Source organism: Limosilactobacillus avistercoris, from assembly GCF_014836425.1.
Taxonomy (GTDB): Bacteria; Bacillota; Bacilli; order Lactobacillales; family Lactobacillaceae; genus Limosilactobacillus; species Limosilactobacillus agrestimuris.
Map to the genome: position 1 here is coordinate 17,889 of NZ_JACSQW010000023.1, position 12,093 is coordinate 29,981.

The 12,093-nt window shown below is 37.7% G+C and carries 17 protein-coding genes; 4 read left to right on the plus strand and 13 right to left on the minus strand.

What is annotated here, in order from left to right:
- Positions 1 to 131: 131 nt before the first annotated feature.
- Genes H9564_RS09285 through H9564_RS09365 form a run of 3 tightly spaced genes read left to right on the plus strand, consistent with a single transcriptional unit; the run spans position 132 to position 1,276 of the window.
- A complete protein-coding gene (locus H9564_RS09285) occupies positions 132 to 395 on the plus strand; it encodes a transposase (RefSeq protein ID WP_086132560.1) in 264 nt (87 codons plus the stop codon).
- 40 nt (positions 396 to 435) lie between these two features.
- Positions 436 to 1,053: an IS3 family transposase gene (locus tag H9564_RS07730; RefSeq protein ID WP_191684911.1), complete on the plus strand. Its 618-nt coding sequence runs from the start codon at positions 436 to 438 to the stop codon at positions 1,051 to 1,053.
- 25 nt (positions 1,054 to 1,078) lie between these two features.
- On the plus strand, positions 1,079 to 1,276 hold the full coding sequence (locus H9564_RS09365; RefSeq protein ID WP_404804694.1) for an IS3 family transposase: 198 nt from the start codon (positions 1,079 to 1,081) through the stop codon (positions 1,274 to 1,276).
- A 471-nt stretch (positions 1,277 to 1,747) separates the two neighbouring features.
- Here H9564_RS09365 and H9564_RS07740 read toward each other — a convergent pair whose 3' ends face one another.
- The 8 genes from H9564_RS07740 to H9564_RS07775 form a co-directional block, all read right to left on the minus strand.
- Complete coding sequence (locus H9564_RS07740; RefSeq protein WP_086132674.1) at positions 1,748 to 2,053, minus strand: hypothetical protein; 306 nt, start codon at positions 2,051 to 2,053, stop codon at positions 1,748 to 1,750.
- Positions 2,046 to 2,705, minus strand: coding sequence for a hypothetical protein (locus H9564_RS07745; RefSeq protein WP_086132675.1), 660 nt, complete (start codon positions 2,703 to 2,705; stop codon positions 2,046 to 2,048). Before H9564_RS07745 ends, H9564_RS07740 begins: the two co-directional genes overlap by 8 nt.
- Entirely contained in the window at positions 2,686 to 4,104 is a 1,419-nt protein-coding gene (locus H9564_RS07750; protein ID WP_098039533.1) for a relaxase/mobilization nuclease domain-containing protein, read from the minus strand. The genes H9564_RS07745 and H9564_RS07750 overlap by 20 nt, the downstream gene beginning before the upstream one ends.
- Positions 4,091 to 4,465 (minus strand): plasmid mobilization relaxosome protein MobC, encoded by a 375-nt coding sequence (mobC, locus tag H9564_RS07755; RefSeq protein WP_086132329.1) that lies wholly within the window; start codon positions 4,463 to 4,465, stop codon positions 4,091 to 4,093. The genes H9564_RS07750 and mobC overlap by 14 nt, the downstream gene beginning before the upstream one ends.
- A gap of 467 nt (positions 4,466 to 4,932) precedes the next feature.
- Positions 4,933 to 5,169, minus strand: coding sequence for a hypothetical protein (locus tag H9564_RS07760; RefSeq protein WP_098039534.1), 237 nt, complete (start codon positions 5,167 to 5,169; stop codon positions 4,933 to 4,935).
- 68 nt (positions 5,170 to 5,237) lie between these two features.
- Complete coding sequence (locus H9564_RS07765; protein WP_085719888.1) at positions 5,238 to 5,531, minus strand: hypothetical protein; 294 nt, start codon at positions 5,529 to 5,531, stop codon at positions 5,238 to 5,240.
- A gap of 23 nt (positions 5,532 to 5,554) precedes the next feature.
- A complete protein-coding gene (locus tag H9564_RS07770) occupies positions 5,555 to 5,857 on the minus strand; it encodes a helix-turn-helix domain-containing protein (protein WP_085719886.1) in 303 nt (100 codons plus the stop codon).
- A 2-nt stretch (positions 5,858 to 5,859) separates the two neighbouring features.
- Positions 5,860 to 6,249, minus strand: coding sequence for a type II toxin-antitoxin system RelE/ParE family toxin (locus H9564_RS07775; protein WP_085719885.1), 390 nt, complete (start codon positions 6,247 to 6,249; stop codon positions 5,860 to 5,862).
- Positions 6,250 to 6,386: 137 nt separating this feature from the next.
- Between H9564_RS07775 and H9564_RS07780 the strand changes: the two genes are divergently transcribed.
- Positions 6,387 to 6,755: a hypothetical protein gene (locus H9564_RS07780; protein ID WP_098039535.1), complete on the plus strand. Its 369-nt coding sequence runs from the start codon at positions 6,387 to 6,389 to the stop codon at positions 6,753 to 6,755.
- A 6-nt stretch (positions 6,756 to 6,761) separates the two neighbouring features.
- Here the strand turns inward: H9564_RS07780 and H9564_RS07785 are convergent, their stop codons facing one another.
- From H9564_RS07785 to H9564_RS07805, 5 genes are all read right to left on the minus strand, one after another.
- A complete protein-coding gene (locus tag H9564_RS07785) occupies positions 6,762 to 7,349 on the minus strand; it encodes a site-specific integrase (protein ID WP_191684912.1) in 588 nt (195 codons plus the stop codon).
- 48 nt (positions 7,350 to 7,397) lie between these two features.
- Positions 7,398 to 8,327, minus strand: coding sequence for an IS30 family transposase (locus H9564_RS07790; protein WP_191684913.1), 930 nt, complete (start codon positions 8,325 to 8,327; stop codon positions 7,398 to 7,400).
- 403 nt (positions 8,328 to 8,730) lie between these two features.
- Positions 8,731 to 9,651: an IS30 family transposase gene (locus H9564_RS07795; protein WP_191684914.1), complete on the minus strand. Its 921-nt coding sequence runs from the start codon at positions 9,649 to 9,651 to the stop codon at positions 8,731 to 8,733.
- Positions 9,652 to 9,826: 175 nt separating this feature from the next.
- Positions 9,827 to 11,041: a M20 family metallo-hydrolase gene (locus tag H9564_RS07800; protein ID WP_191684915.1), complete on the minus strand. Its 1,215-nt coding sequence runs from the start codon at positions 11,039 to 11,041 to the stop codon at positions 9,827 to 9,829.
- A gap of 73 nt (positions 11,042 to 11,114) precedes the next feature.
- Positions 11,115 to 12,044 carry an IS30 family transposase gene (locus tag H9564_RS07805; RefSeq protein ID WP_152743069.1) on the minus strand — a complete coding sequence of 310 codons (930 nt, stop codon included), beginning with the start codon at positions 12,042 to 12,044 and terminating at the stop codon, positions 11,115 to 11,117.
- Positions 12,045 to 12,093 lie beyond the last annotated feature (49 nt).

Here is a 12,093-nt window from a genome sequence, read left to right on the forward strand (position 1 = left end):
GAACTTGAGAGGCTTTATTTTAAATTATTTGTAAAGTCAATTCATTCTGGTGGATGTAAGCTGATTCCTGAGACAACTTTTAAGAGAGCGTATAATGAATAAATCGTCTCTCAAAAGGAAGAAATTTTTACATGCCAACTCGTTACGACAAAGAATTCAAACAAAACATCATCAACCTATATAAACAAGGCGAATCAGCCGCCCAACTGGCCAGAGAATATGGCATTGGCTATTCAACCGTTCATAAGTGGATCCAGGGCCAAGCCAAAACTCAATCCGGTAAATCGCCAGACGAAATTAAAGCGATGAAAAAGCGGCTGGCTTCCCTGTCTGAGGAGAACGAAATCCTAAAAAAGCCCTGGGCTTCCTTGCGCAGAAGTAACCAATATTTTTGATTACATTCACCAAGAAAGCCATAACCACCAGGTAACTAAGATGTGCCGAATCCTCGGTGTTTCCAGAGCTCAGTATTATCGTTATCGATCCCCAAAGCCTTCAAAACGCCGGGCCGAAGATGAGGACTTAAAACAACGGATTCTGCGGATCTTTGCGGAATTCAAGCAGCGATACGGCGTTATGAAGATCCACCATGAATTGAATCTGGAACTTCAACCACTGCAGTGTCAGTGCAGCCCAAGACGGATTTCCCGGCTCATGAAGGAACTGGATATCCACTCCGTCCCCGTCAATAAATGGAAAGCGGCTTCGGCTTCCAAAACCAAGGTTGAACAGCGTCCCAACTTGCTTAAGCAGGATTTCTCGACCACTAGTCTAAATCAAAAATGGACCGCTGATATGACCTATATTCAAACGAAGCGTAATGGCTGGTGTTACTTATCAACCATCATGGATCTGCACTCAAGACGAATTATCGGCTATTCATTCTCAAAAAAGATGGATACTAATTTAGTCTTAAAGGCCCTGGAAAGCGCGGTTAAAAATCGAACCATTACTGGGGACCTGATTATCCACACAGACTTAGGATCACAGTACACCAGCGATGAACAACCAACGGTTAACAGAACTACATATCCGCCACTCTTACAGCCGTAAGGGGTGTCCATACGATAATGCACCAATGGAATCTTTTCATGCTTCCCTCAAAAAGGAATGTGTTTATCCAGTGCCGGTCTTTGAGAATTATGAAACTGCCGCTGCTGTCCTTTTTGAATATGTGCATGCTTTCTACAATAGGAAGAGAATTCATAGTTCACTGGTCTCCCAGACCCCCTTACAAGTTGAAATCGCAACACTTACGAGCCAGATGGCCGCCTGATTTAATGCTTTCCATGGCTCAAATAAGTTATTAATAACGATTAATGATTTATTTGGGCTGTGGAAAGTAAACGCGGTTCTGAATGTCTCTTAAAACCTGTCTCAAATATTGACTTCAATCCACTTTTAATTTTTTAAAAACGTCGTTTGTAAAATTAAGTTAGAAATATAAAAAAGCCATTTGTGATAGACTTTTGAATAACCACAAACAAAAGTAAAGGAACATCACAAATGACCTACAAACATCTTACCACACGTGAATTAACTCTCATAGCTACAAGGTACTAAGGCTTATCAAGCTGCTAAGTTACTCAAACGTGGAAATTATTCGAGTATTTGATAATAGGATGGATGCATTGGCAATTTTGTTAGAGTATCTAGAGAAGAAGGAGAAGTAATAGTTGCTACTGTTTGGTAGTACTTATTGCTTCTCCTTGTTTAGTGGAATTAATAATAGAAGTAGATGATGATTTTATAATGAGGGACCATCGTCTGGTTGTTTATAATTAAATGATTGCTGTGCAATGCGTTGTCGTTCTTTCTTTAATGCTTCTTTGTATTCTCGTTGTTTTGTTAGTGTCCAAGCCCAATTTGTAATTGGCAGCTGTTGATGGATTTTTTTGACTAATTCAACATTAGGATCGGTAGGTAGTGACAAAGATTCTATAGCATATTGTAAAGTAAGTTGGTCTTTTAAGTTTCTTTGAAATTCAGTAGTTGAGACAACTTCAACTGTGTCATTGTTGTGCTTTTTAAATATCCATTGTTCTTTATTCATTGTCTGAATCCTCCTGCTCCGCTTTGTGGTAAAGCCAAGCAACTAAAATGCTAATTACGATTAAAGCAATTACACTTACAACTGGATGTTGCTTGAACCCCTTAAACCAAAGAATAAATCCTGAAAAGATGCCGGCACTTAATGTAGCAATCATTAACCAGAATAAAGCAACAACAATTTGACCTAGTTGAGAAATTTTATCGTCAAGCTCATTTAATTGGCCATTCATATCGTTCATTTTTCGTTTAATGGGTGCTTCTTGATCGTTGATTGCTTTTGCTAATTGGTTAAATTGTTTTTCAATCGATTCACGTTGAACGTTACCAATATATTCGCCTAGCTTATTATTAGTCTTTTTTTCAACAACCGCCCTTAATTCTTCGATCGTTGAAGCATCAACCATGATCTTCTTTTTCTGAACATAGGTAGCTATCTTTTTAAGGAGTGTTTGAACACCAGTGGCAAAAGTAGCTTGACCTTCCTGAACTTTGCCGATTAGTTGATTAGTTGTATCGAAATTACGAACATATTCGACTAGCAGCTTTTGTTGTTCATCTGGTTTATCTTCCAAGGCCTTAACACGATTTAGTAATGATTGAATAACTGCTTGATCACCGCGGACATCATCAACCTTAGAACCTAGGGCCGCCAATGTCGTGTTCGTGTTGCTTAATGATTGGTTGAGGTTGCTTTGGCTCATGCCTTGCTGTGTGGCGAGATTGTTTTGGTTGCTTAGCACATTGGTTAATGTTTGACCGTTGTTTCTTACTTGATTTGTCAGTATTTCGGTTTGCTTCTTTACGATTTTGACGTCTGATTTGATTTCGTTGACGTTGGTTGTCAAGTTTCCGCTTTTTGGTTTCTGCGTCATAGGTGCTGGTGTCGAATTGTTGTTCTTTGCTGGATGTGTATTGCTGAATTGATTTCCTCGATTGATTGCCATATTTATCATCCTCGCTTTCTTCATCTAGAAATCGTTGATTAATCTGTTGCTGTAACAATTGCTGTTGACGTAACTGTTGCAATTGTTCAGCATTTGTTTGTCGTGAAGTGTCAGGGTTAGTTTCAGTTTGTTCTTGGATACTTTGCTGATTCTTTCTCTGGCGTTGCTTAAACTCTTGCTGAATAGATTGTGGGGTAAATGAAAGGCCAAGTCCTCGTTTACCTCCACCTTTAGCATAGCCAAAATCACGAGCCGAATGAGAAGTAAAGTCGTCTCCAATAAATGTATACGTAATTGCGTCACGATAGATCTTTTTGCCGTGCTCATCTTTACCAATTGAAGCTTGGCGATGTTTAACTTTAACCCCGTTATTAGCTTCTAAGACTGTTTCAAAGTCTTCAAAATTATCGGTATTATTGAAGGCATCGAGAATGCGTTCTTTTAGATCTTCTTTCCAAATATAACCACCACGTTCGTCAATTTTAACGGCTTTAGAGTTAACTAAATTAACTTGATTTTCTTTAACTGGCTTAAATTCGCGGCCAGTTAATTTTTTAAAATTTTTAGTCATGTAGTTATCAAAATTATTACGGATTCCTAGATAATGGACTAGCTTTTTATTTTTGGTGACGGTTCGGGAGTTAACACTAATTAGATTAGTATCAAGTACTTTTCCATTGGTAAGAACTGAATTACAGGAAACGTGGACATGGAGATTTTTACCCTCAGAATCACACTGGACTGCTTCTAAATATTGAGCAGTTGATGGCAATAGCTGATGCAAAAAGTCATTAACTAACTTTAATGCTTGTCGGGCTTGTTGAAGTAAATTTTGTTTAGTCGGATTAAATTCTTGTTGACTAAAGCTAAAAATTAAATGATAAACTTGAACCTTCTTATTTGGATTTTTTGCTCGTTGTCGTACTGCCCAATACTGATCGGCAAGATAACGAGCATTAACTTTATTAGCATAATCACCATAGACATTTTGCCCGTTAAATAAAAGTGAACGGTGACTAGTTAGTTCAGTATTATGGGCTTTCTCATTAATTAAATAGTTAAGATTTGCTCCAGCATTAGTTGAACTAATAACTTTAACAATGCTCATTAATATCACTCCGCAGTTGATCGATTCTTTTTGTTACGGTGTTAAAGGCATCAATCAGTTCTTTTCCTAGATCGTTATTAGGATACTTATTAATATAGTGGGCGATTTGATTAATATTATTAAAAACTTGAGTCCGTGTTAACGTATCCATAATGTATTTTCGACTAGCAAGCAACTGCATCTCACGGTTAGCAGTTGCTTGCTGCCGACTGAGCGCCGTCGTCAGAGTAACGTCATCAATGTTATCTAAGATCTTACGAATCAGTTCGTTGACGTTGTACCCTGTCTTGGCGCTCAACGATGATAAGTGTTGGTCTTGCTGTTCCGTAATTCTAATGTGCTTGTTTACCAACTTCGCCATTATAATTCCTCCACATCAAGAATAATTTGAGAGTTCGAAAGGTCCTTTGACCTACGGTCAATCGTCCCAATCTCACTTCAAATTATAACACTTATCATCGTTAGCAAGCAGTTTACTTCGTGTACACATTAACTACGTTAATTAGTGACACTTGTATTGCTTGCAGGAACAGATTACATCTTTCCCTTGACCCTTTTAGTGCTACTTCTTGTTGTGAAGTAGCCAAGACAATTTACTTTTTTCCTTGTCGAAAAAGTAAACAAAACAAACAGAAACTTACTTGCAAGTTTCATCAGCAAGTTACCTTTTGAATTCGTCAAAGGTAACCGAACACCGACCAAATTTGGTTACAAGTTTGGATAAATAAAGTACTTTTTCATCAACGAAAAGGGCTCAAACAGTTGCTTAACTTTTCAAAAAAGTTAAGATTAAAAAAGAGTTCAAAACTTACGTAATGAACTCTAATTTTAAAATGGTTGTTGATTATTATGTTCTTGTAATTGTTGTTCACCATGAATATTTTTGGAATTATCTTGATTAAACCAATTGTTTAATTGTTGATCAAATTCTTTATCAGTCATATCAATTAATTGTTTATCTAGCTTAGCAACTTTGGATAACTTTGCTAAACGTTTTTTTGCTAAACGACCATATTTTAATTCGAGCTTTTGCTTAAATGCTTTTAGTTCTTCTGTTTCGCTCATTATAATTACCTCCTTGAATTATTGAAATATTAATCAATTTATTTTTAGTGAAAAAGGTTTCCTTTAGTTTAACAATTATAGTACTTTGCACTATCAGGAAAATCAGCATCATATTCATAACTTGTGCCCTCAGGAACTCCTTTTTCTCGTAAAAGGTCTACTAATTCATCTTCACTATATTTATCACTATCAATATCAAAATAAGCTGCTAGTTGATTTAGTTGATCGTCTTCAAGAGTTTCTAAGTCGGGCCATTCGATGTAGTTTCCATATACGGCCCCTTCATTACTTCCACTACCTTCTTCTGTACCAACGTAGGGATTTAAAATTTCAAGCATTTCTTCTAAAAAATCGTTATCCATTTAAATTTCTCCTTTAAGTTATTTTAGATTAAACGTAGTTCGTTTACTAAGGAATTATTTCTAATTAAAAGGGTTAGAAGTTTTTGTGATGAACGGTTTGGTTCAGTTCGATCCATTTCCCATGATTCTACAGTCCGGGGAGAAACACCAATAAGGCCAGCTAAACCTTTTTGAGTGACGTTTATTTGCTTTCGCAAATTTTTGATAACGTTACCGTCAAATTCTGGCCTTATAGGAATAGATGTTTCAATAACTTCTACGTTAGTATCTTTTCCATCTAAAAAGTCTTGGTATTCTTTCAATGAATTTTCAATAATTGATGCCATAATTATTTCTCCTTCCTATCACGTTTTTTAGCTTCAATGAATTTCTTAATTAAATGCTTTTCTCGTTTAGATAAAGTGGCCTTCTTATTCTTAGGATAAACTGTCAAGAAGAATAAGTGATTGATTGAAGCATCATAAACAAAGTAGATTGTTCGAAAACTACCACTTTTGCCCTTTTGATAATTATCTGGAGTGAAGCGATATTTAATAGCTCCCCCAGTTCCTTCAATAATAGCACCAGGAAACTTCTTACCGTGGTTATTATCTGGAGCATTACGTAGATAATAAGAAATATCATCAATTAATTCTTGTCGGTTTTCTTTGGTTAAGCCACAAGCATACCATTGTTCCATAAAAGACTGACCAAAGATAAATTTTACTTTATTACACATATATATCCTCCACAATCAGTATATACGATTTAATCGTATATGTAAAGACGTATGCTGATTAAGCAATACTTTTTATACACTTAGTAAACTTTACTCATTACGTAGTAGAATAAAATAAGAAAGAAGTTTTGAATAATATGGAGAAATTACCAAGTAATTTAGCAGTTAAGCACCAATATCGGTTATGGATATTAAAAGCAATTTATTTTTTGGAATTAGCTGGTTATAAACCAGAAGACTTTATTCCAGGCAATTCAATTACTATTAAAGGTAATGGTGATATTCATGGAAATCTTATTAGTGCTCATAATTATGTGTTAGATGCTATAGAAGAGCGTCGTAATAAGAGAAATAGTAAAATACCCGAAAGAGAACAGGTGTATGTATTGCCTCCAGATGCCTTATGGTTAGAGGAAAATTTGATACCATTAGAAAAAATATTATCTAAAATGCTTGATAAATATCAACCAGATAAATCGACAATATTTGAGTATAACAATAGGTGAAAAATCTTAATCGAACCTCACTTCATCGAGCATTTGTTCACGGCTGACTTGATCCAGTCCTAAATACTTGAGGGTCATTGCTTCTGATGAGTGGTTGAGGAGTGACATTACTAGACCGATATTATAATGAGTTTGCGTGTAGACCCGATAAGCTCCAGTTTTTCTCATTGTATGAGTACCGAGGTAATCAATACCGAGCAGATCACCAGTTTTGGCCATAATTTTGTAGAATTGCTTCTCCGTAATATGACGATCTGGGTGTTTAGTTGAAGGGAAAAGCCATTCGGAGTAGATATTTTTTTGGTTTAGCCATTGAAAGTAGTATATTAGATCCTGTTTTACTGGTTTTAAGTACAAAATATTGGGCTTTCCGGTCTTTTTATCACGAATATAAGCATTTTTAGCGATAGTTCCATCATTATTGAAGATTTCATTGCGTCTCAGAGCTAATAAATCAGACACTCGGAGCAGAGTAGCCTTGCCAACTTGGAAGATGGTGTAATTACGGCGGCCAGCTTTGAAATTATGGAGTAAAGTATCCTCAACTTCATGTAGAACATTACTGTCTTTGATTGGTAGTACTAGTTGTTTCATGTTAATTGTCCTTTGTTTGATTCATGTTGGCAGATTGCAAGAAATAAGTTAACAATTATCATGTAAGTTTCTAAAAAAGACTTCAATTGGTGTTTGCCAATTTAAACATTTCATTGGTCTCGAATTAAGCCACCAATTGATTGCAATTAGTTCATCATTGGATATTTGTTCAATATGCTTGCCTTTTGGGATAAATCGGCGGAGAACTCGATTCCTGTTTTCATTGGATCCACGTTCATGAGGAGAATAAGCGTGTGCGAAAAACATTGGCTTGTTTATCAAATCTTTGATTTGATGATAATTGGCAAATTCTTTTCCATGGTCAACAGTCAGTGATTTTAAATTGGCGCCTAGATGACGGGCCAGTGTAATAATAGCTTTAGTCATTGATTGACTGTCACGCCCATCTAAACGTTGAACGATTGTTAAGCGGCTTAATCTTTCTGTGAAAGTAGCGACTGCTTGCCCCTTCATTTTACCTGAAAGTACGGTATCTGCTTCGAAATGACCAAAGGTCGTTCGTTGTGCTACTTCACTAGGACGTGTATCAATTGAACGTCCATGGCAAAAAGTACCACGAGTTTCTTTAGCTCGATGGCGCCTAATACCATGGTCAGGAAGATCGCTTAAACTGATTTCTAGTTTGTTTTGATCAATCCAGTTATAGATGGTTTTAAAGCTCAGCTGCAGTGTATGTGTTACTTGCTCTGCCGACCATTTTTCAATTAGTATCTTATCCTCAATATATTGCTTTAATGCTGAAGTAAAGTGTGACTTAGCTCCACGTTGAGTGATTTGATCACGATGCTGTTTTTCTGCCCTTCGGGCATTATAAGATCCAGGTAATCGATGTAATTCTTTAAAAACTGTGGTTCGAGAAAATCCAATGCGACTAGCAATTTGACCTAAAGAATAATGTTCTTTGTGCAAAGTTTCGATGACAACTCGATCTTGAAATGATAATATAGTGGTGCCCATAAAGGTCCTTCTTTCTTGGATTAGTTTAGCGACACCATTAAAGACCTTTATGGGTTTTCTTGTCCACTTATTTAACTGTTAACTTAAATATTACAATATACGTTTAGAAAAAAGACACTATTTTGATACTTTCAGTAAATAGATTAAAAACAGTACCGAAAATTTTTAAAAGTTTTGATTAATATAGTCTCTTCGAATCTAATTATAAAGTGTTCAGTGAATGCTTCATATTAGGATATTTTGAAATTTAAGAGCACAGGTGATAAATCAAAAAAAGACATGACTGCAAAATATTTTTGCAACCATGTCCGAATTTACAGGTTCTACACCAAATGGTGTTGGTTAGAGATTTTTCATCTCTATACCAATGCCATTTTTGTATTTTAAACGGCAAATTACAAGTTTAATCCGAACAAGCCCGGAAACTTTCAATGGCAGTCTGTTGATGATGGATTTTTAATGGTCGTTGATTAATAAGCTCAAGTGCTGCCAGGATTTCATCAGTCGTTATCTGGTCAAAGTTAGTCTTTTTCGGGAAAAACCAACGTAACCGTCGATTGAAATATTCATTGGATCCCCGTTCCCATGGTGAATACGGGTGACAAAAATAAACTTTAATCTGATAGTCTTGTTCTATGGATCGATAATCGGCAAACTCCTTACCATGATCAACAGTTATAGATTTCACTTGGGAACCGAAGGTCCCCATAAACTTTCCAAAGGTATCATTTAAGGTCTTGGCGGTGCGATTAGGGGCTTTGATAGCCCATAGAAGCCGGGTTTTACGTTCTACAAAAGTGACCAAACATGCTCGTGACTGACCTCGGCTAGAAAGTACCGTATCGACTTCCCAATGAACAAAAGCTAATCGCTGATTGACAGATTTTGGTCGTTGTTCAATGGAAGTCCCACTTGTAAATGTGCCACGATGCTCATTAGCTCGGCGCTGTCGGACATTGCGATTAGGTAGATCAGCCAAGTTGAAAGGTAACCAGCCAAGCTTAAGCCAGTTATAAATTGAAGCGGTGCTCAGGTTAAAAGCTTTCGCAATCGCTTCTGGTGACCAAGTTAAACGTAGGTGGTTGGTAATTAAAATTGTCAATGATGGCGTTAGAATCGAATGGCGACCACAAGCCCGCCTTTTATGATCTGCGTCTTGTTGCGCTAATTCAGGATCATAGGGTTTGACCCGATCTAATTCATAGCTAATAGTTGATTTAGCAACGCCTAAGGCGTCAGCCATATCTTGGTAAGTATGATGGCCTTCACTGACCAGTTGAGCTAGCGCACCACGTTGAAAACGTGATAAAGTAGAAGTACCCAAAGTAATCACTCCTTATAGCTGGTTGGAATTAACTACTACCATTGTAAGAGATTGCTTTGGGCCTTTTTTTATTTTTGTTCGGATTAATTATAGAATTTGCCTCAATTATTAGTAAATTTCATACAGTCAGTCTGAAGTATATATCTGATAGAAAATAGTCGATATTTAAAAACACTTAGTAGCATTCGAGGTACAACTGTGCCTTTAGGACTTCAATCCCTCGTTCTAGATCTGCAGGGGCCGTGTACTCTGATGGAGAATGGCTGATGCCATCGCGGCTAGGAACGAAAAGCATTGCAGTTTTGACTTGGCGGTTCATGATTTGCGTGTCATGACCAGCACCGGAGGGCATGACTTGATAGCTATATCCCTTTTTTTCACAAATTTCGGAAAACTGGTCCTGCAGACGCTTGTCCATGACTACTTCAGGGTAAGGTTCCATTAGAGAGTCAATGTGGCCATCAACCTTATTTAATGAAGCGATTTCTTCATTGAGTTTGGTCTCGAAAGCGTCAACGGCTGCTTTTTTTGGATGGCGGACATCGATGGAGAAGGTGACACGACTAGGGATTGCGTTAGACGCACCGGGTTCAACGGTCAGATTGCCAACAGTGAAAACGAGGGGCTCACCGACTGCTTGCGCATAATTATCTAAAGCGGTAATCATTCGTGCGGCTGCTTTCATCGGATCCTTACGTAAGTGCTGTGGGGTCGTTCCAGCATGATTGGCTTGTCCAGTTAAAGTGACGTTAAAGCGTTTGAGCTCACAGATACTAGAAACTACACCTAGTTGGGTGCCAGTGGTATCTAAGACTGGGCCTTGTTCAATATGTAATTCGAACCATTCGCTGGGAAGTGGCTGATCCTGACGAGTGACGAATGATGGTAAAGCAGAAACAGCGTGTGAACGAGCTTCTTCGAAAGTAATTCCATCAGAGTCTTTCAGATTAGGATCCGTTTCATCGACTTGTGCATAATGCTTAGAGCCGGAAAAGGTTGTAGGAAAACGAGCAGCGTCCTCTTCGCTAATTGCAACGGCAGTCATTGTTTTCTTGGGTTGACCGTATTCTGCATACAAATCAGTCATTGCTAGGTAAGCAGCGGCAACCCCATAAGCACCATCATATCGGCCACCGTTGACAACAGAGTCGATATGCGATCCGGCGGCAATAATCTCAGTTGATTCACTGCCAGGATAGGTCATGAAAGTTGAACCATTTGTGTCAACGCTGACAGCCATTCTTTTAGCCTGAGCTTCTTTTTGGAGCCAAGAAACAGCAGCAATCCACGCGTCGGTATACACTGGACGGGTTACTCCTGTATCACCAGTTTTACCAAATTGACCCAATCGTTGGAGAAAATCACTTGCAGCTTCGCGTTTTTTTTGCATATAAAAACCTCCTGAAATAAAATGATATTTTAATGAGAATACACCTAGAATTTGGGAGATTGCAAGAAATAAGTTAACAATTATCATGTAAGTTTCTAAAAAAGACTTCAATTGGTGTTTGCCAATTTAAACACTTCATTGGTCTCGAATTAAGCCACCAATTGATTGCAATTAGTTCATCATTGGATATTTGTTCAATATGCTTGCCTTTTGGGATAAATCGGCGGAGAACTCGATTCCTGTTTTCATTGGATCCACGTTCATGAGGAGAATAAGCGTGTGCGAAAAACATTGGCTTGTTTATCAAATCTTCGATTTGATGATAATTGGCAAATTCTTTCCCATGGTCAACAGTCAGTGATTTTAAATTGGCGCCTAGATGACGGGCCAGTGTAATAATAGCTTTAGTCATTGATTGACTGTCACGCCCATCTAAACGTTGAACGATTGTTAAGCGGCTTAATCTTTCTGTGAAAGTAGCGACTGCTTGCCCCTTCATTTTACCTGAAAGTACGGTATCTGCTTCGAAATGACCAAAGGTCGTTCGTTGTGCTACTTCACGAGGACGTGTATCAATTGAACGTCCATGGCAAAAAGTACCACGAGTTTCTTTAGCTCGATGGCGCCTAATACCATGGTCAGGAAGATCGCTTAAACTGATTTCTAGCTTGTTTTGATCAATCCAGTTATAGATGGTTTTAAAGCTCAGCTGTAGTGTATGTGCTACTTGCTCTGCCGACCATTTTTCAATTAGTATCTTATCCTCAATATATTGCTTTAATCCTGAAGTAAAGTGTGACTTAGCTCCACGTTGAGTGATTTGATCACGATGCTGTTTTTCTGCCCTTCGGGCATTATAAGATCCAGGTAATCGATGTAATTCTTTAAAAACTGTGGTTCGAGAAAATCCAATGCGACTAGCAATTTGACCTAAAGAATAATGTTCTTTGTGCAAAGTTTCGATGACAACTCGATCTTGAAATGATAATATAGTGGTGCCCATAAAGGTCCTTCTTTCTTGGATTAGTTTAGCGACACCATTAAAGACCTTT